General features: G+C 38.4%; 19 protein-coding genes. 12 read left to right on the plus strand and 7 right to left on the minus strand.

Annotated features, from left to right (window positions below; translation table 11 throughout):
- Positions 1-71: 71 nt before the first annotated feature.
- Positions 72-269, minus strand: a complete 198-nt coding sequence (locus KTJ72_RS02580) for a cold-shock protein (RefSeq protein WP_034530568.1) — start codon at positions 267-269, stop codon at positions 72-74.
- A gap of 412 nt (positions 270-681) precedes the next feature.
- Here KTJ72_RS02580 and KTJ72_RS02585 point away from each other — a divergent pair, with 412 nt between their 5' ends.
- Both KTJ72_RS02585 and KTJ72_RS02590 read left to right on the plus strand, forming a co-directional pair.
- Positions 682-1,386: an NAD(P)H-dependent oxidoreductase gene (locus KTJ72_RS02585; RefSeq protein WP_041153052.1), complete on the plus strand. Its 705-nt coding sequence runs from the start codon at positions 682-684 to the stop codon at positions 1,384-1,386.
- Positions 1,386-1,565: a hypothetical protein gene (locus KTJ72_RS02590; RefSeq protein WP_034530555.1), complete on the plus strand. Its 180-nt coding sequence runs from the start codon at positions 1,386-1,388 to the stop codon at positions 1,563-1,565. Before KTJ72_RS02585 ends, KTJ72_RS02590 begins: the two co-directional genes overlap by 1 nt.
- A 33-nt stretch (positions 1,566-1,598) precedes the next feature.
- On the opposite strand, the gene thiD is transcribed toward KTJ72_RS02590, so the two are convergent.
- Positions 1,599-2,399 (minus strand): bifunctional hydroxymethylpyrimidine kinase/phosphomethylpyrimidine kinase, encoded by an 801-nt coding sequence (gene thiD / locus KTJ72_RS02595; RefSeq protein WP_041153051.1) that lies wholly within the window; start codon positions 2,397-2,399, stop codon positions 1,599-1,601.
- Positions 2,400-2,566: 167 nt separating this feature from the next.
- Here thiD and KTJ72_RS07150 point away from each other — a divergent pair, with 167 nt between their 5' ends.
- From KTJ72_RS07150 to KTJ72_RS02615, 5 genes are all read left to right on the plus strand, one after another.
- A complete protein-coding gene (locus KTJ72_RS07150) occupies positions 2,567-2,689 on the plus strand; it encodes a hypothetical protein (protein ID WP_257719910.1) in 123 nt (40 codons plus the stop codon).
- A gap of 53 nt (positions 2,690-2,742) precedes the next feature.
- Entirely contained in the window at positions 2,743-4,113 is a 1,371-nt protein-coding gene (locus KTJ72_RS07170; RefSeq protein WP_217304077.1) for a ribonuclease H1 domain-containing protein, read from the plus strand.
- A 49-nt stretch (positions 4,114-4,162) separates the two neighbouring features.
- A complete protein-coding gene (locus KTJ72_RS02605; protein ID WP_053792034.1) occupies positions 4,163-4,714 on the plus strand; it encodes a sugar O-acetyltransferase in 552 nt (183 codons plus the stop codon).
- Positions 4,715-4,947: 233 nt separating this feature from the next.
- On the plus strand, positions 4,948-6,537 hold the full coding sequence (locus KTJ72_RS02610; protein WP_041153049.1) for a BCCT family transporter: 1,590 nt from the start codon (positions 4,948-4,950) through the stop codon (positions 6,535-6,537).
- 97 nt (positions 6,538-6,634) lie between these two features.
- Entirely contained in the window at positions 6,635-7,573 is a 939-nt protein-coding gene (locus tag KTJ72_RS02615; protein WP_041153048.1) for a phosphoglycerate dehydrogenase, read from the plus strand.
- A gap of 53 nt (positions 7,574-7,626) precedes the next feature.
- Here the strand turns inward: KTJ72_RS02615 and map are convergent, their stop codons facing one another.
- Positions 7,627-8,421: a type I methionyl aminopeptidase gene (map, locus tag KTJ72_RS02620; RefSeq protein ID WP_054608424.1), complete on the minus strand. Its 795-nt coding sequence runs from the start codon at positions 8,419-8,421 to the stop codon at positions 7,627-7,629.
- Positions 8,422-8,536: 115 nt separating this feature from the next.
- Between map and KTJ72_RS02625 the strand changes: the two genes are divergently transcribed.
- A complete protein-coding gene (locus KTJ72_RS02625; protein WP_094751068.1) occupies positions 8,537-9,448 on the plus strand; it encodes an alpha/beta hydrolase in 912 nt (303 codons plus the stop codon).
- Positions 9,449-9,538: 90 nt separating this feature from the next.
- A complete protein-coding gene (locus KTJ72_RS02630) occupies positions 9,539-10,939 on the plus strand; it encodes an MFS transporter (protein WP_371416559.1) in 1,401 nt (466 codons plus the stop codon).
- Between the two features lie 40 nt (positions 10,940-10,979).
- On the opposite strand, the gene KTJ72_RS02635 is transcribed toward KTJ72_RS02630, so the two are convergent.
- From KTJ72_RS02635 to KTJ72_RS02650, 4 genes are all read right to left on the minus strand, one after another.
- A complete protein-coding gene (locus KTJ72_RS02635; RefSeq protein WP_094751067.1) occupies positions 10,980-12,902 on the minus strand; it encodes a M13 family metallopeptidase in 1,923 nt (640 codons plus the stop codon).
- 90 nt (positions 12,903-12,992) lie between these two features.
- Positions 12,993-13,901 (minus strand): glycine betaine ABC transporter substrate-binding protein, encoded by a 909-nt coding sequence (locus KTJ72_RS02640; protein ID WP_034535062.1) that lies wholly within the window; start codon positions 13,899-13,901, stop codon positions 12,993-12,995.
- Positions 13,902-13,915: 14 nt separating this feature from the next.
- Complete coding sequence (locus KTJ72_RS02645; RefSeq protein WP_094751065.1) at positions 13,916-14,776, minus strand: ABC transporter permease; 861 nt, start codon at positions 14,774-14,776, stop codon at positions 13,916-13,918.
- Positions 14,769-15,968 (minus strand): quaternary amine ABC transporter ATP-binding protein, encoded by a 1,200-nt coding sequence (locus tag KTJ72_RS02650; protein WP_041153039.1) that lies wholly within the window; start codon positions 15,966-15,968, stop codon positions 14,769-14,771. The genes KTJ72_RS02645 and KTJ72_RS02650 overlap by 8 nt, the downstream gene beginning before the upstream one ends.
- Before the next feature lie 295 nt (positions 15,969-16,263).
- Here KTJ72_RS02650 and KTJ72_RS02655 point away from each other — a divergent pair, with 295 nt between their 5' ends.
- The 3 genes from KTJ72_RS02655 (at position 16,264) to KTJ72_RS02665 (ending at position 20,061) form a co-directional block, all read left to right on the plus strand.
- Complete coding sequence (locus KTJ72_RS02655) at positions 16,264-17,292, plus strand: YibE/F family protein (RefSeq protein WP_249419544.1); 1,029 nt, start codon at positions 16,264-16,266, stop codon at positions 17,290-17,292.
- Positions 17,292-18,056, plus strand: coding sequence for a YibE/F family protein (locus tag KTJ72_RS02660; protein WP_217304079.1), 765 nt, complete (start codon positions 17,292-17,294; stop codon positions 18,054-18,056). The genes KTJ72_RS02655 and KTJ72_RS02660 overlap by 1 nt, the downstream gene beginning before the upstream one ends.
- 76 nt (positions 18,057-18,132) lie before the next feature.
- Positions 18,133-20,061 carry a S9 family peptidase gene (locus tag KTJ72_RS02665; RefSeq protein WP_217304080.1) on the plus strand — a complete coding sequence of 643 codons (1,929 nt, stop codon included), beginning with the start codon at positions 18,133-18,135 and terminating at the stop codon, positions 20,059-20,061.
- Positions 20,062-20,115: the final 54 nt, after the last annotated feature.

The following is a 20,115-nucleotide window of genomic DNA, read 5'->3' on the forward strand; positions in this document are numbered from 1 at the left end:
AAAAAACACCCGAGAAAATCTCGGGTGTTTTTGATCTCTTTTTAAACTAAAAGTTAACTAAGAGGTTATCCTTATGCAGGAGTAACGTTAGCAGCTTGTGGTCCACGGTCGCCGTCTTCAACGTCCAATGTAACCTTTTCGCCTTCTTCTAGAGTCTTGAAACCTTCTTTGTTGATAGCTGAAAAGTGAACGAATACGTCACCGTCTTCAGTAGTGATAAAACCGTAACCTTTATCAGCGTTGAACCATTTAACAGTACCTTGTTTCATAATATGAAACCTCCTTGCACATATCGTGCGTTTTAAAATTCTTAATGTATCAAAAGCCTGAATCAAGGGGTCATTTCATAAAACTATAAAACAAGTAACCTTAACAATCGAAACTATGTAACACATTGGTAATAATATACCCGAAATATGGGGGGATGTCAACTAATATCAGAATAATAATTTTATTTATTTTTAATAATAGACATCATGTATAAACTATTGCTATAAAGGCATTTTTAAGCATTAACATATCTTTAATTCTTAAAAAATCACAAAAAATTTTTTAAAAAATAATTTCAAAATATACGAACGATTATAATCTTTTAATCTTAAATATACGTAAATTCGTTATAGTGTAAATTTTGCGCTAAATCATTTAAAATAGTGTTATTAAAGAAACGAGGGAACTAATATGAAAACTTTGGTGTTAGTATCACATCCTGAATATGATAATTCAATGACCGAAGCATTCTTAAAACAATGTCAGTCTGATATTGAAAATGTGGATTGGGTCATTTTAGATAATATCCAAACAGATTTTACTTTTGATAAAGAACAAGAACAACAAAGATTAGCACAATATGATCGCATTTTATTTCAATTTCCAATGTATTGGTACAGCGCACCTGCATTGATGAAGAAATATGAGGACGATGTCTTTACCAAGAACTTCATCGCTTATGAACAAGAGGGAGCATTGAAAGGCAAGGAAATGGGCATCATCACCACACTAGGTGATCCAATCAAGGACTACCAAGTTGGTGGCAGGGAAAGTTTTAGTATCTCTGAATTGTTAAAACCTTACCAGGCAATTGCTCAACGTGGCAAAATGAAATTCTTGAAACCGTTTGTTATTTCACAGTTTGCCTACATGACCGATTCGCAAAAACAAAAACTCTTAATTGATTATCGTAGTTATTTGACCAACGATAACTTTGACAGTTTTTCCAGTTTACAAAAATGGTACATCGACCAACTAACCGATTTAAAGGAATCCTTAGACGAGAACAAGCAAGCTAGAATGGATATCCTAATCGATTATCTTCAATCTAATTACGATCAATTGGACGAATTAAAATGGGAAATTGATTTAATCAAGAAGGAGGATGATGAATAATGGCTAGTCAAAACGAATGGTTGGACCAACAAATCGAAGAACTAAAAAAAGATGAAACTAGTTTTAAATTATTATCCTTCCTAGATGGGATTAAAGATATTAATAAGGAACAACAAAAAAGACTCCAACAAGCCCAAGATGAATTGGACGGTAGAATGTGGAGTCCTGATAAATGGTAATAAAAAAGACCCGCTTATGCGAGTCTTCTTTTTTTATTGTGCCCAGTGATTAATTGGACCAAATTTGTGAGCAACTGAAATTTCGTTCTTAATTGCCTTGTCGACATAGTCGTCAGCAATTCTGATAGCGTCGGCGATGGAAGTACCTTTAGCAATTTCAGATGTGATGGCTGCTGATAGAGAATCACCAGTACCGTTCTTATGTTCTGTATGGTAGTAAGGTCCTTCAATCCAGAAGTCTTCTCCGGATTCTAGTAGGACGTAATCTTTAACGACGTCTGTTTCACCAGCGACGTGTTTACCTTTAATAATAACGTTTTTAGCGCCTAAATCGCGAAGCTTTTTGGCGGCAACCTTGGTGTCTTCGTCTGAGTTAATTTCCATGTCAGCTAACTTTTGTGCTTCATAGAAATTAGGGGTCAAGACTGTGGCTAAAGGAATTAATTCTTCCTTCAAAGTGTCGTAAGCGGCTTGTTCAAGTAACATAGCACCATGCTTAGTCATGATTACAGGATCTACAACTAATGGACCAAAATCGTATTTCTTGTAGTTTTCAACTACTGTACGAATAAGTTCAGCATCGGCTAACATTCCTGTTTTTGATGCTAAAATCTTAAAGTCATCAGCTAAGTCTTTGAATTCTTGGTTGATGAATGAAACTGGCATAGAGACACTGTCATGAATACCAAATGAGTTACCTGCAACACACGCTGTAATTACGGAAGCACCGTAAGTATGATGCATAAAGAAAGTATGTAAATCGGCTTGCATTCCTGCACTTCCATCACTGTCTGAACCTGCAATGGTTAAAACTTGGGGAAAATCATTTGTCATAAAATTGCCACCTCTTATTATTAAATTGAAGTTATTTTAACACAAACTTGTAAATTGTAAACAATATCGATATAATAATGAGTGAATAATTCTAATTTGCGTTAGGTACCGTCTTTATATTATAATGGTACTAATTAATTTATGGTTAACAGGAAGGGGTGTCTCTAGTGAGAATTTGTCATCCAAATGGTGTTCAAGGACGTCGTCCAATCAACAACAACAAGCGTAACAAGAAACAAAAAGAAGTTGCTGACTTACAAAAATTCTTGAAGTCAAAGCCTGCTAAATAATCTTTTGGACTCAGATTTTCTGGGTCTTTTTTTGTACATAAAAGGAGAAAAAGATGGCTAGTAAATTTTATGCAGTAAGAAAAGGAAAAAAGCCCGGTATCTATAGCACTTGGGACGAATGTAAAAACCAAGTCAACGGTTTTCCCGGCGCCGAATATAAGAGCTTTAAGACTCAATCAGAAGCTAAGGCCTACATGGGGTTAAGTCAACCTGCCAAGAAGGCTGCACCTAAGATGGCCAAGAGTGGATCAATCACACTATACAGTGACGGTGGTTCTAGAAACCACGGAAACAAGCTCGGCCAACACGTCAAGGATGACGACAAGGCCGCCTGGGCATATTTAATTTTGCGCAATGGTAAGAAACATTATGCCTCTGATGGTGAATTCGGTGCTACAAACAATAAAATGGAAGTCTTAGGGCTAGTTAACGCCTTGCAGTACATCATAGACCAAGGATGGCAAAACGAGTCTATTGACGCTATATTGGACTCCAAGTACGTCTTAGATTCAATCACTAAGGGATGGCTAAACTCATGGCGTCGTCGTGGCTGGAAAAAAAGTGATGGAACAGTCATCAAAAATAAGAATGAATTTATGCAACTATCCGCACTACTAGGCCGATTTAAGCACTTAAACTTTAAATGGACTAAGGGTCATGCAGATAACTCTGGAAATAATTTTGTTGATAAACTTTTGAACGAAAAAATGGATGATATGAAATTAAATCAACCGAACAAGACAATCGTTCACTCGACATTTGAACAACCAAAACCAGCAGAAAAAAGTGTCGAAGAAGTCGTTAAACTATATGCACACGGTAAGCATATTAACGCTTCTGGTTTAAACCAATACGTTGCCGCAAATGGTCCATCTGTTTGGGCCTATTGCATCGACTTTGATGGTGAACTAACATCCAATAGTGGTGGAATGCAGGGTATTAATAATTCCAAGATGCAATTGGTATCAGTTATCAATGGTTTGAAGAAGTTAGTTGAACTGAATCTAAACTCAAAACAAGTTGAGGTGATCACACCTTCCTTGTACATTTCACAAACCGTAAACGATGGTAAGCTAGCGTACGCTAAAGCCCATGACTGGCAAATCTTTAACGGTGAGGTCATCACCAATGTAGATGAAATCAAACAATTGGCCGCTATTTTAGATGAATTTAAAACCATCAAATTTGTGAATGCTAATTTTGATAATGGTGACAATGCAATCACTACAGTTCAACAATTGTTAGACAATGAAGTTCGAAAGATTGATCCTGATTTAGCCGAAAAACTGGCACCAAAGCAAAAGGCGGAAGAACCAAAGCCACAAACTAAACAACCCGAGAAGGCCAAGGAATACATCGATAAGGATAAATCCGTATCGGACATCGAGAAGAGTCTTCGCGATTTAGGCTTTTTTGATAAATAATTTCATATGATACAATAATAATTGAATAAGTTATGAAAGCTGGCAAAATATGAAAACAGAACGTGAAAAAATGACGGCAGGAGAACCTTATCAACAATACGATGAAGAGTTACAACAAAGACGTAGTGTTGTTAGAAAAGAGTTAAGCGCCATTAATTCACTATCAGATAATAAAGAACAAAACCAACGATTAGCCAAGTTACTTGGAGATAGTGGTAAGAATCTATGGATTGAAACCGGCGTTGAATTTGATTATGGATACAATATTCATGTCGGAGACGACTTTTATGCCAACTACCACTTAACATTGTTGGACACATGCCCAATCACAATTGGAGATCATTGTTACTTCGGTCCAGACGTTGGATTGTACACACCGGTACATCCATTGGATCCGGACCAAAGAAAGGCCGATGTTGAAATGGGAAAACCAATTACCATCGGTGATAATTGCTGGCTAGGAGGACATGTGACTGTATTGCCCGGTGTTACATTGGGTGAAAATGTTGTCGTAGGTGCTGGATCAGTTGTCACCAAATCATTTGGGGACAATGTGGTCATTGTTGGTAATCCAGCTCGTGTTATTAAAACGGTCAAATAGGAATTAAAATATGCTTTTCAAACGCCCGTGCGGCCACATTTTACATAAATTGTTATTTGTGTATAATATAATTGAAATGCAAAAATAATTCGAATTTAATTTGTATAACCTTAGAAAAGCTGTGCAGATGGTCATTCGTTATATACGAATCACTTATTTGTGCAGCTTTTTGTGTTTAATCTCAGAGGAGGATTATTATTTTTAAAAGTAAAAATATCGACAAGCTCGTCTTTATTCCTACTGTCGTATTATTTTTAGGGGTTTCAGTATTTTTGATAATTGGTGGTTCTTCACTACAAGGACTTCTTAACAACGTATTGAACTGGGTAACCAGTAATATGGGTTGGGGGTACATGTGGATTTACATCATCAATTTCTTGTTTTTTGTATATTTGATGTTATCAAAGTATGGCAATATTCGTTTGGGTGAACCAACGGATAAGCCGGTGTACAAGAACTTCCAATGGGGTTCAATGGTCTTTGCGACCGCCATCGATGCCAGTATTCTAATGCTTAGCATGGTGGATCCATTGAGATACGTTCAACATCCAGAAGGATCTGTTAAACCATACTCAGTGACTGCTTACAATTTAGCTCACATGTATGGTCAATATGATTGGGGTCCAATGGCTTGGTTGATGTTTGCGGCACCCACGATTGCTATTGGTTATATGATGTATAACAAGAAACGCAAAATTCAATCTCTAAGCGATGCGATTACCATCTTAGATGGTGAAAAACTTTGGCAAAGCATTGCCAGAAAAATCGTAAACCTACTAGTAGTATTTGGAATCATGGGAGGGGTAGGAGCCTCCGTAGGTTTGGAAATCCCAATCATTTCCAAAGTTCTAAGTTCTTTAACCGGAATTCCTGACAATCTAAATATGAAGCTAGGATTATTTTTGGTATTATTTATTATCTTTGCATTAACTGTCTTTAAGGGACTAAATGGTGGAATTGATAAGTTAAGTAATGCCCACATCTGGACCGCTATTATTTTCCTAGCAATCGTCTTGCTAGTTGGTCCAACCGTATACATTCTAAATTCAGAAACAAACAGTGTCGGATTATTGATTCAAAAATTCATTCCAATGAGTATGAATACCGTGCCAAACGGTCGTCCTGGTATTGCCCAACAAGAAACCATTTTCTATTGGGGTTGGTGGTTATCATACATGCCATTTATGGGACTATTCATTGCTAAGATTTCCAAGGGACGCACAATCAGACAGATCGTCATGGGGATGCTTACCTATGGTGCTTTGGGATGCATGAGTTTTTATGCCGTCTTTGGTGGTTACTCACTATGGCTACAAAAGACCGGAACATTGAATTTAACTCATATCTTAAATACGCAAGGGCAAGCCGCTGTGATTTCAGCCGTTCTTGGAACCTTACCTATGAAGTATGTCATGTTTGCATTTTACTTTATTTCCTGTTTCATCTTCTTGGCAACCACGATTTCATCGTCAGCATTCGTGCTTTCTTCATTTACCAGTCTGCCACTTGGTCCTGGTAAAGAACCTAGTCGTGTTAACAGAATGACCTGGGTAGTTGTATTTATCCTATTCTCATTCAGTTTAGTTGTCGTTGGGGGATTTGAGACAGTTCAAACGTTCTGTACCTTAGCCGGTTTCCCATTGATGTTCGTCTGCATCTTGATCATTATGTCAGTCTTTAAGATGATTAAAAATGATCCTACCGTAATTAGAAATCCCAGATGGACACCACGTCGTGGGAAGAAACCAGTTACTGTTGAACGAAAGAGTGCCATTAAGGGTAAACTAATCCTATGGCCAAAAAACACAATTAATAGACATTAAAGTCTCTAAAAGCCACTAATGGATATAAAAAATCCATGTAGTGGCTTTTTTTGTGATAATATTTATATGTTATAAAAAATGAGGAGTTGAAGAGAAAATGGCTAAAAAAGTAATTATTCCTAAAGAATTTGCTCATTATTTAGGCGAACCACTTAGGGATTATGGCTTTGAAGTAGTGGAATTAGAAGATCAATACGCAGACTCTCTACTTCAACACAAAGATGCTGATGGAATGGTGCTTAATGCGACTCCATTAAGCAATGACACTATCGACCAAATGCCTAACCTAAAGGTTATCGCACGTTTTGGTGTGGGATACGATAATGTCGATTTAAACCACTGTAAGGAACGTGGAATTTACGTTACCAACACACCTGGTGGAAATGAAGTGGCAGTTGCTGAATGTGCCGTTACCGATATTTTAATTTTATCTAAGAATCTATACACAGTTTCTCAAAAAATGCATGAAGGTGATGACTCATACGCATTCCATCACCCATCACACGATATTAAGGGTAAGACAATTGGGATTGTTGGTTATGGAAACATTGGTCAACAAGCTGCCAAGATGCTTTCAGGTTTCGGCGTTAAGACATTAATCTGGAACAGAAGCCCTAAAACTTCTGAATACGGTGAATTTGTTGAATGGGATGAACTATTCAAACGTTCTGATTTCGTTTCACTACATCTACCAGCAGTGAAGGGAACTATCGGTTCTGTTAACAAAGACACATTCAAGATGATGAAAAAATCAGCATTTATCGTTAACTTTGCCAGAGGTGCAGTGATTAACGAACAAGACATGATCGAAGCCTTAAAGTCCGGTGAAATCGCCGGAGCAGGTCTAGATGTGTTCGAGAAAGAACCACTTCCAATGGACAGTGAACTAAGAAAACTACCAAACGTCTTCATGACTCCACATAACTCAGGATTCTCAGTGGAATCATTTACTAAGATTTCTAACATGGCAAGTAGTGAAGTAAACCACGTGCTAAAGGGTGAAAAGCCTGAATACTGCGTTAACGGTTTGAACTAATTCAACCAAAATAAAAACCCCGTAAGAATTATCTTACGAGGTTTTTTTATTTATTATAGTTTGTACTTTTCGTCGATGTCGTCGCCTTGAGAGGTTAGAATCTTTGGACCATCTTTGGTAATAGCAATGGTGTGTTCGTATTGAGCTGAGTTAGTACCATCTGATGATACGTAGTAAGTCCAGTCATCCTTGGCATCGTATCTGTCAGTGATTTCCCAAGTTCCTAGATTAACCATTGGTTCGATGGTAATGGTCATACCTTCCTTTAGACGTAGACCCTTACCAGGTTCACCGTATGCAGGAACGTTTGGTTGTTCATGCATAGTAGGTTGAATTCCGTGACCGATTAGTTCACGAACGTCACCCATGTGGTTTTGGTTTTCGATGAAGTCTTGGCAAGCAAAACCAATATCACCTAAACGGTTACCAACAACTGCTTGGTCAATACCACGGTATAGAGCTTCCTTACATACGTCCATTAGCTTTTGGTCTTCTTCTGAAATGTTTCCAACTGCATAAGTCCAGCAAGAATCGCTTTCAAAACCATCTTTGTTAACTGTCATATCAACCTTAACAATGTCACCATCTTTAAGTTTTAGACCCTTACGTGGAATTCCATGAGCTACTTCGTCGTTAACTGAAACACAAGTAGCAAACTTGTAGCCTTCAAAACCTTTTTCTGACGCCTTTGCACCATGTTCGGTGATATATTTGTCAGCAAATTCTTCGATTTCCCAAGTGTCTAGACCCGGTTTGATCATGTCACGTAAGCCAAGGTGAACACCAGCTAAGACTTCACCGGATTTGGCCATCATTTCGATTTCGCGTGGTGATTTAAGTGTAATCAAAATAAATTCTCCTTTATTCGTTCATATTTAGTCTATACCTATAATCTACTACAAATTACTAGATTTGGCTAATTAATGCACATAATTATGGATGTAAATTTTGTAATTTTCTAGTATGATAGAGAGTAGAAGAAAAGAGAGGGGAATCATCTTGAGTAAAACAGCTAAGACCAATATTATTTTGATTATTGTGACATTGATTGTCGCATTTTTCGCAGTTTTCTTCGCGATTAGAAGTGACAACTTATTAATGTCTCGATCATCTAGAGGTGGTCAAAACACACCAACATTGTACGTCCATGGTTTGGGTGGATCTCGAAGATCTACTAACCACTTGGCAACAATTGCATCACGTGATGGAGGTAACCGTTCATTAGTCATCTTAGTGGATAAGAACGGTAAGATTGATTACAAAGGAAAACTTCAATTAAATACCAGAAAGCCAATTATTCAAGTTATTTTCCAAAAGAAGTTCACACCAGTTGATAAACAAGTTAGCTGGCTACACGAAATCCTATTGAGACTAAGAGATCACTATGGATTTAAGTACTACAACGCTGTTGGTCACTCTACCGGGGCCGTTACTATTTTAGATACAGCTGCTAAGTACGATAAAGATGAAGACATGCCAAAACTACAAAAGTTTGTTTCAATCGCCGGACCATATGACGGGGTCATTAAGTTAAGTAGCATGGGAACAGATAATTACGTTGATTCACAAGGTAAACCAATGATTTACTCAGAATCAAACAAGTGGTTCCCATCATATCAAACACTATTAAATGATTGTAAGAACTTCCCTAAGGATGTATCAGTACTAAACATCTACGGAAACGATAATTCAAAACAAGATTCAGACGGTGTTGTATCAGTTGCTTCAGTGAAGTCCTTGAAGTACTTGATTGGTAAACGTGCTAAGAACTACGAAGAAATCCCAGTTAATGGGGTCAATGGTCAACACAGTCGTTTGCACCACAACATCTTCGTTGATCATATCATCGCTAGATTCTTGTTCGACGAAAATTAAGCAAAGCAAAATAGTTTACTTATTAAACCTAAATCGATAAAATAGAAAAAGTATTAATTTATAATGATTCTAAATTAGGAGATGAAGGTTTTGAAGAATTACGATTTAAATGGTAAGCCATACAATCGTTTTTTGTTCGTCATTGTATTACTTTTGGGTAGTTTTACAATGTCAATGAGCCAATCATCAATTTCAACTGCTTATCCTACCTTAATGAGCTCATTTGGAATTGATGCTTCGACTGTTCAATGGTTAACTACCGGATTTATGCTAATCATGTGTGTCATGATGCCGGTTAGTCCATGGTTACTTAACAACGTTAAGTTTAAGCAATTATTCTTATTGATTTTAGCAATTTTTGATATCGGAACTTTGATTGTGGTAGTTGCACCTAACTTCCCAGTGATGATGTTAGGTCGTGCAATGGAAGCAATCGCTGTTGGTATTTTGTTCCCATCATACCAATCAGTGTTGTTATACATTACACCGGAAGAAAAAAGGGGGACTACCATGGGATTTGCTGGCCTAATCATGGGTTCAGCACTTGCTTGTGGTCCAATTCTTTCAGCAATCGTTCTCCACTTCTCAGCATGGCGTGGATTATTCATCGTCTTTGCCGTTATCATTTCTGTTTTATTTGTGATTTCACTATTTGCAATTAAAAATGTCATGCCACAAAAGGAAAGTCACCTAGACTTCCCATCAGTGATACTATCAGTAGGTTTGATTGGGATCCTATACGTGGTTAACATGATTGGTAAGACCAACATTGATTTGACAGAAGCCATTATTATCTTGGTTGTAAGTATCTTAATGGTTGCGATGTTTGCAATTCGTCAATTCAAGATGGATCAACCATTACTACAATTGAGAGTATTGAAGGACTTTAACTACGACCTATCAGTCGGTTTAACAGGTGCTTCATACATTGCTTTGATTGTTGTTACAATCATTTTCCCACTTTACTACCAAGACGTATTGGGAGTAAGCAAGACCGTTTCTGGTTTAGCACTAGCTCCTGGTGCCATCGTATTAAGTTTATTAAACCCATTAACTGGTAAGTTAGCAGATAAGATTGGTTTTAAATCAACAATGCTAACAGGGATGTTCATGATTCTAGCCGGATGGTTAGTATTGAGCATCACCGGTGCCACATTGGGTCTAGTTCCAATGATGGTAATTGCAGCAATCATCGAAGGTGGAAACGCCTTTGTCATGATGCCAGCTGTTACAATGGGTGCTAACTCATTACCCAATGATTTAATTTCAGATGGGACTGCGGTTATCTCAACATTTAGACAAATTCTTGGATCAACCGGTGTCTTGGTTGCTACCTTGATTTTATCTAACGTGATGAACAACAACATTGCTAAGGGAATGAGTCATGCAATCGCCCAAATGGGTGGTTTCCATGTCGTCTTCATTACATTCTTTGTCATCGAACTATTCGGTTTAGCAATGGCATTAATGCTTAAGAACACTAAGAAATAAAACCAAAATAAAAAGGCCTGACGTATGTCAGGTCTTTTTATTACCAAATATTTACTCGTTTATCTTCAGGTAGGTACATTCCGTCCCCGGGTTGAACGTCAAAGGTCTTGTAGAAGTCTTCTAGGTTCTTCACTTGAACTTGTGCTCTTAGTTCAGTTGGAGCGTGCACATCGATTGATAGTAGTAATTGTTTGTATTGTTCAGTTGATTTTGTACGCCAGATAGTTGCCCAGTTGATGAAGAAGTCACGTAGGTTCACGTCTGATTCGCCCTTGGCAGCTTCTAGGGCACAGCTTAAACCACCGGCATCGGCGATGTTTTCAGAAACGGTCAACTTACCATTAACTTTTTGGCCGGCAAAGTCTAACCCATCGAATTCCTTAATCATGTTTTCGGCTAATGCATCGAAGTGTTTGTGATCATCTTCGGTCCACCAGTTGTTTAGGTTACCGTATTGGTCGAATTGACAACCGTTGTTATCAAACGCATGAGAGATTTCATGGGCGATAACGGCACCAATACCACCGAAGTTTTGACTTGATGATTGTTCTAGACTGTAGAAAGGTGCTTGTAGGATGGCAGCAGGGAAGACAATCACATTTTCTAGAGGTGAATAGTAAGCGTTAACTGTGTTAGCACTCATGTCCCAGATGCTCTTATCAACGGGTTGGTTCCACTTGCTGAACTTATCCTTAGTGATAATCTTGTCGATGTTTTCAACGTTAGTGTATAAATCACCGCCATCTTCCTTACCAACTACCTTGAATTGGTGATATAAAGGATTAATTTCATCAGGATAACCAACGTGAATTGCTAGGGCATTTAGCTTAGTGATTGCCATCTTCTTGGTATCTTCACTCAACCAGTCGTTTTGTGATAGACGCTTTTCGTAAACGTTAATCATTTTAACAACCATGTCGTGGACGTCTTGTTTTGCCTTTTCACCGAAGTATTTGCGACCGTAGTAGTCACCAACAACTTGGTCGAATAAACCAGATGATAGGTAGTAAGCGGCCTTCTTGGGTTTAGTAGCTTCCTTCTTACCTGAAAGGGTACGTGAGAAAGTCCCACCAATTTGACGGAATTCTTCTGATAGTAGTCCAGCTGAACCTTTAACGACCTTCACAATCATCCAATTCTTCATTTTGTAGAATGTATCGTCATTGACGATTTCATTGAATGCCTTGAAGTAGTCTGGTTCAGTTACGATGACTTGATCTGGAACTTGGCCAATTAGACCAGTCACGTAGTTATCCATATCAAACTTGTTGATTTGACTAGATAAGTCGTTGTAGCTCATTGGGTTGTACATCTTAGTGAAGTCGGCATTTTCTTCGGCTGACTTGATGTGTGGTGCAATTGTTCTATCAAAATCTTCAGCGGCATCGACGATGTTTTTAGCTTGTTGTTCGTCGTATCCAACCATGGTTAATAGCTTTTTCACCATGTCACGAAAGACTGGCATTAACTTGGCACTAGCCGGGTTTTGTTTATCATAGTATGTCTTATCTGGTAGGAAGGTTGAAGCACCGCTTGCGTACAATGCGTTGTACTTGGCGTTCTTCATGTCTGCTTCAATGCCGAAACCAAAAGGTAGGGGTAAACCAGACAAGGTCCAATCAGCTAGTTGTTGGTTTAAATCGTCGAATGATTTAACGTCTTCGATTCTTTGAAGGGTAGGTTTAAGTGGTTTGGCACCATCTTGTTCACGCTTATCAAAGTCCATTGCTAAATCGTATAACTTCTTGAATTCTTGCATATCGTCATTTGATGGTTGCATTGATCCATCAAGTAGGGCGTCAAAGTCATTCATTAAAGTTTTGTCGATGTTATCGACTAAGTCCATGAAACCACCGGTTGAAGAGTGATCTGAAGGAATGGTTGCATTCTTAACCCATTCACCGTTAACGGCTTGATAGAAGTCGTCTTTTATTAGTGATTCGTTAATCTTGTCATTACTCATTTTGACACCTCATTTACGTTTATTGTTTTGCTATATCCCTAGTATATAAAAAAGCTATTCTAAAGTTAATAGAATAGCTTTTCTTTATTATTATTTGTTGATTAAATCTTCGATTGAGTTGATGTTCTTCATGTACTTAGGAACAGCCAATCCAACCTTAGCACCATTCAAGTTTGGACCAACATCGTCGATTTTATCCTTGTATTGTTTCAAATATAAACCGGCAGTGTTAGGTAACCAAGCTGATAGTGAAGCATCAGCAGCGTTAGTTGCAATTGATGCCCACATTGGTTGCATTTCTAGTGCTTGGATAGTTGCCTTATAACCCATCTTGTTTAGAACTTCAGCCATCACATTAGTTGATGCGATTTCTGAATCCCAAGCAACGTAAGTTAATTTAACTGCTTTACCGTTACCACGAGGAGCACCCTTAGTCCATTCTTGGTATAACTTAGGGTTCTTCTTGATAAAGTTATCAGCAGCAACCTTAGGATCAACACCAGCATTAGTTTGTAGCATCACGTCTGACATTTGAGATGGAGTCCAGTGGAATTGCTTTAGAATCTTGTAAGCACCAGGATTATCCTTGGCTAGACCCTTTCTAGCAATTGTGTGGATTTGTTCTGAAGAACCGTAAACATTCTTAGGATCCTTTAGGAACTTAAGAGGGAACTTCTTGAACATCCAGTGTGGTTGCCATCCGGTAACTACGATTGGTTGTTTGTACTTAATTGCTTTAGCTAATGTAGAAGTCATTGCAGCAGTTGAACTAGTTTGTAGTTGCCACTTGTTTTGAGCTAAAGGATATTCCTTTAACGCATTTTGTGTAGAAGCCATAATACCAGCCCCGGCATCAATACCAGTAATGGTGTAGTTGATTTGAGGACCTAACTTCTTATGAGGATTGTATGGAGAAGTTAAACTACTACAAGCAGTTAGAACTGTTGCCATAAGAAACATGGTTAATGTTGCTAAAACATATCTAGTTTTCTTTCTCATTTAAATCCTCCTAATTAGTGTTTTTTGTTCTTGTTAAAGGCTTGAGTAACACGGTCTAGGATGATTGCTAGGATTACGATTGCAAAACCAGCAGTGAAACCAGAACCAGCGTTGTTTCTACCTACGGCGAAGTAAACTTCTGAACCAAGACCAACAGCACCAATCATTGAAGCGATAACTACCATTGATAGAGCGAGCATCATACCTTGGTTAACACCAGACATTAATGTGTTCTTAGCAATTGGTAATTCAACCTTGATTAGTTTTTGCCAACCAGTTGAACCGAATGAATCGGCAGCTTCAATTAAATCAGTAGGAACTTGTTCAATTCCTAGGTTAGTCATTCTAACTACTGGAGGTAGTGAGAAGATAACAGAAGCAATAACTCCGGGTACCATTCCGATCCCGAATAAAGCAACGGCAGGAATTAGGTAAACGAATGCAGGCATTGTTTGCATAAAGTCTAGGATTGGTTTAACGATTACCTTAACAGTGTGACTCTTTGCCATCCAGATTCCCAAAGGAATACCGATAACAACGATGATTAAACTAGAAGTAAGAACTAGTGTTAATGTTTGAGTCATATCTCTCCAGTAACCTTGGTTGTAAATTAATACAAGACCAATAAGTTCAAAGACCATTAGTCCCCAGTGCTTACTGTCATGTAATGCCCAGTAAGTAATACCTAGAACTAATATGATGAATAACCAAACGGGTAGTAAATCAAATACCCATTGGAATGAGTTAACGATTGCACCGATGAAATCAGTGATACCGTTGAAGAAACCAACGAATTGAGTTAACCAGTTAACAAAATTGTTAACCCAGTCAGCAAATGGAATTGGTTGCATAGTTAAAGAAAATAAATTAGCCATTATTTTGCACCTCGTTTCCAGAAATTGCGCCTAATACGGAACTTCTAATGATAATTCCTAGTAGTCGATCATTGTCATCCAATACCGCGAATGGTACTGAAGTCTTGGAAATGTCGTTTAATAGTGACTTGATAGGTGTATCAGGTGTAGTTGTTGGAACGTCGGTTCTAAGGATTGATTCTAAGTCACGTTTGTCATCTTCGATTTGCTTGATAACATCCTTAGCATCAATTAATCCCTTGAAGTGGTGTTCTGAATCAACAACGTAAACACTTGAGTTGTGGTTGTCCTTCATTAATCTTAGAGCGGTTCTTGGACCGTCTTTTTCGATGTTGATAACATCTGGTCTAATCATAACGCGGCTAGCAGTAAGAATCTTAGTTCTGTCCACACCTTCAATGAATTTTTCAACATAATCATTCTTAGGGTGTTGTAAGATATCTTCTGGTGAACCGATTTGAACAATTTCACCATCACGCATGATCATAATACGGTCACCAATACGTAGTGATTCGTTTAGGTCATGTGAGATGAAGATGATAGTCTTCTTTAGATGTGATTGTAAATCTAGCAATTCGTCTTGCATTTCTTTTCTGTTAAGTGGATCCAATGCTGAGAATGCTTCATCCATCAATAGAATTTCTGGATCATTAGCTAAACCACGAGCTAATCCGACACGTTGTTGTTGTCCACCAGATAATTCATTAGGGTATCTATCATCATATCCGTGTAAGCCAACTAGTTCTAGGCATTCGTGTGCCTTTTGATGTCTAGTTTCTTTATCGACTCCTTGGATTTCTAAACCGTAAGCGGTGTTTTCGATAATGGTTCTGTTAGGGAATAGAGCAAAGTTTTGGAATACCATACTCATCTTCTTACGTCTAAATTCACGTAATTCTTTCTTATCGAATTTAGTAATGCTTTCCCCGTCTAATAGAATTTCACCATCAGTTGGTTCGTATAAACGGTTCAACATTCTAATTAAAGTAGACTTACCACTACCGGAAAGTCCCATGATAACAAAGATTTCATTTTCGTTAACATCGAAGTTGGCATCGTGAACACCAACTACGCTGTTAGTTTTAGCTAAAATTTCATCTTTGGATTTTCCTTCGTTGATCATTTCTTTGGCACGACCAACATGACGACCGAAAATCTTGGTTAGATGTTTAACTTCAACTTTTTTGGTCATGATCTTCCTCCTTGAAATTGTAGTTTATTTAAAGCATAGGTACTATTATTACAAAGAAAAATGTTATGTGTCAAATAAGTTACATTCGCAAAATGCCGATTTGCCGGCTTTAAACGGCATAAGCTTGCATGATGGAGCCATTTAAGATTTATTTAATTAAAGTGTGTTAAAATGACCTAAATTGGAATTTTTAGGTTCAAAATTTGATAATTAAGAAGGAATTATTTTGGGTAATTTATTGAAAAAATTTCCTATCAAAATGGTGGGGATTTTTGCATTAATTGGGGTAATTTTAATGTTTTTTGTCAGTCACGATGACTTTTTATATACTCAACCAATTATGCAGATTCAAAAGGTCGAAGAACTTAGTAAGACTAAGGAAGTCGATACTTTTCAAAATGTTGATCACAGTTATGTACAAAAACTAAGTGGGGTAATCACCAACGGGAAACATAAGGGTGAACATATCTCGTTGAACAATACATATACAGACTCTAAGGCGATGGATAAGAAATACAAAATCGGCCAAAAAGCCTTTGTGGTCCTACACGGACAGGGCGAAAGCACCATTAAAGATGCCAAACGAGACACACCGGTCGTCTTTTTGATTTATCTAGCAATCGCCTTGATGTTTATCTTCCTTAAAATGGCGGGAATTACTGCTATCGGAAGTATCATCATTAATACCATCTTATTCATGGTGGCACTATACTTTGACGGCTTTAACAACGGATCCAACGTCCTATGGATTTTCTCCATATTAGCGGTGCTATTTTCAGCTATCACCCTTTGGTTGGTAATTGGCTGGAACCGTCAGATGTTTGTGACTTTAGGCTCGACTGTCGCATGTACCTTTTTGTCGATTCTAATCAGTTTGATTGTCTTTCGATTCACGCATGAAAGGGGCATCTTCTACGAATCGATGCAATACGTCACTCAGCCACCACGTCCGTTGTTCCTAGCTGAAACCATTATTGGTTCTCTAGGGGCGGTGATGGATGAATCTACCGATATTATTTCTTCATTATTCGCTTTGAAAATGGAACGTCCTGAAGTCTCAAGAAAACAACTATTCTTGTCAGGTCGAAACATTGGTAAGTCGATCATGGGCCCCCTAATTAACGTCTTATTCTTCATCTTTATGGGCGAAACTTTGTCGATGACACTTCTATTCTTAAAGAACGGAAATAGTTGGGGATACTCATTTTCAATGAACATGTCATTGGGGATGGTACAAAGTCTAATCAGTGGAATTGGAATTGTTCTAGCAGTTCCGGTTGCCAGTGGATTAACCAGTTTTTTTGCAGAAAAGAGGCGTAAATAATGAGTGCAATTATTGCTTTAGGGCTAGTCCTATTAGTACTAATGGTATTGGTAGGAGGTAAACAAGGTTTTCAATCATTTTTAAGTTTGGTGTTTAACTTTGGTTTCTTATTCTTTGCGATTGTCTTGATGGCATTTCACTTCCCACCAATCGTCGTCACTTTGATTGCCGGAGTGATCCTATTGGCATTGACCATCTTCTTGAGTGGAACCAATGATGAGACCAGTCGACTAGCGTTCATCGCTTCAGTATTGGTATTACTGTCACTTGTCTTATTGATTGTGCCAGTCGAACACTGGGCACAGGTCCAAGGATTCGGACTTGAAGATAGTGACGACCTAGAAGGGCTATCTCTACCAATCGGAATTAGTTTTATCGATATTGCCATTTCCACAGCCATCTTAAGTACGCTGGGTGCGATTGCCGAAGCAACCATGGCGATTGCGTCTGGTTTGGATGAAATTAAGGAACAACATCCGGATATCAAACCAAACCGTTTGTTCTTCGATGGGGTCTATGTCGGGAAACAAATTATCGGAACAACATTGAATACCTTATTCTTTGGATTATTCGGTGGCTCATTATCATTATTTGTCTGGTTCCACGGATTGTCCTATTCATTGAGTGACATTTTAAACGATAAGGTCTTTGATGCCGAGTTCATCATTATCTTGTTCTCACTAATCGGTGTTATCATCACGATTCCAATAACATCGTTTGTCATGACCGAGCAATTTAAAAACCAAAAAACAACAAAGTCCTAACATTGTTAGGGCTTTTTTATTGCATTTGTGCCGATAAAACTTAATACTAGACTTAAATTGAAAAGAGGCGTTGTTAATGAATAAAAAAATAGAATCAAATGACTTATTTGAATTGAAATCCATTACACAAGTTACTGCCATTAATGGAAATATTTTCGCTGTGTTAAACCGTGTCGACAAGCAAGAAAATACCTATTTTGCTGATATTATCAGCATTAACAACAAGAACGAAGTAAAGAAATGGACCGACGGTGGTAAGAACGTAAATCCCGTGCAAGTGGGCGATTACCTAGTCTATCTACATAATGGAGACCTAATGAGGATGCCACTATCAGGTGGTAGTGCTGAACAACTTACCAGGGATGCTAAGATATCCAAACTGATTAGTGGAAAAGACGGCCAAACCGTTTTCTACCAATCATCAGATAGCAAGGTACCAGCTAAGTTTGAAACTGCTAAATTCCCAGAAACTAGAAGAGTCCACCGTTTTGACAACCGTCATGATGGTATCGGTTGGGTCGATGATCAAGCTACAGACACCATCTATCGATACAATGTTAAGATGAACCAAAGAAACGAGGTCTACAGTTCTAAGTACGATTTGAGTTTGCAAGATGCTAACGCTAAACAAAATCGTTTATTGTTAATCAAACCAACTAATCCGACATTGGAAACTGAATCAGACGAAACTAGGGCGGTTTACGATGTTGATTTGACCAAGGATACTGAAAAGCAGGTTACATCAAGTATCGCTAAAGGTGAATTTAGCTACGCTAGTTATTCGCCAGACGGACAAAAGATTGCCGTTGTCGGAAACGATGCCAAGTATCCAAATGCAACCGTTAACGAGTTATACATCTATGATGAATCAAGCGACAAGTTAACCGACGTTACCAAGGAATTCGAGGGGGAAGTATTTGGCTCAATTACCGCCGACTTCATTCAAAACGAAGGGAGTCATTTAGTTTGGATGTCAGACACTAACTTTGTCTTTAGTGGTGTGACTCACGGCCACAGCGTTGTCTTTGAATACAACGGACACGACATTACCACGTTGTTTGAAGGTCACTGTCATGTCGTTGATTTAACCGCCATCGATGGTGAGGTGTACTTCAGTCTTTCAACTCCAACCACCCCAAGTCAATTAGTCCAACTAGTTGATCAACAACTAGACGTGAAGTTTGAACCTAACGCCAACTTCTCAGCACAACACGACTACGCTGACGTAACACCATTTGAAACACCGTCCAAAGACGGTAAGACTACTGTTGAGGGATGGGTATTGAAGTACACCGGTAGTTCCAACCATCTTCCAGTAATCCTATACGTCCACGGTGGTCCACAAGCTAACTACGGTGAAAGTTTCTTCCATGAATTCCAAGTCCTAGCTAGTCGCGGTTATGCCGTCGTCTACGTCAACCCACGTGGTTCTACCAGTTACGGTCAAGAATTCGAAACCGGCGTCATTGGTAGATATGGTAAGGAAGACTTTGCAGACGTGCAATCTGGTCTAGACGCTGCCTTAAGTCAATTCGCCGACCTAGATGAGCAAAACACCTTCATTGCCGGTGGATCATACGGTGGATTCATGTCCAGTTGGGCAATCGGTCACACCGACCGTTTCAACGCTGCGATTGTGCAACGTCCGGTATCTGATTGGCACTCATTATATGGAACATCCGACATCGGAGTTCGTTTTATCAGAAAAGAACTTGGCAAGGATCTATACGATGAGGGCGGATTGGAATACTACTGGGATTGCTCACCATTGAAGTACGCCCACAACGTCAAGACACCTACTAGAATTCAACACGGTGAATTCGACATGCGTTGTCCAGTTAACCAAAGTGAAGCATTATTCACAGCGATTAAGCAAACTGGAACAACTGTGGATTACATTCGTTATCCACAATCATTCCACGGATTCTCAAGAAACGGTTTACCAAACCTTCGAATCAAACGTTTATCAGACATCTATGAATGGTTTGATAAATATTTAAGATAGTATTAAGAAAAGCTGTTATGGAAACATTCAGCTTTTTTTATTAAATAAAAAATG

Origin of the sequence: Apilactobacillus waqarii, assembly GCF_019061205.1 — a bacterium.
In the GTDB taxonomy this organism is placed as follows: Bacteria; Bacillota; Bacilli; order Lactobacillales; family Lactobacillaceae; genus Apilactobacillus; species Apilactobacillus waqarii.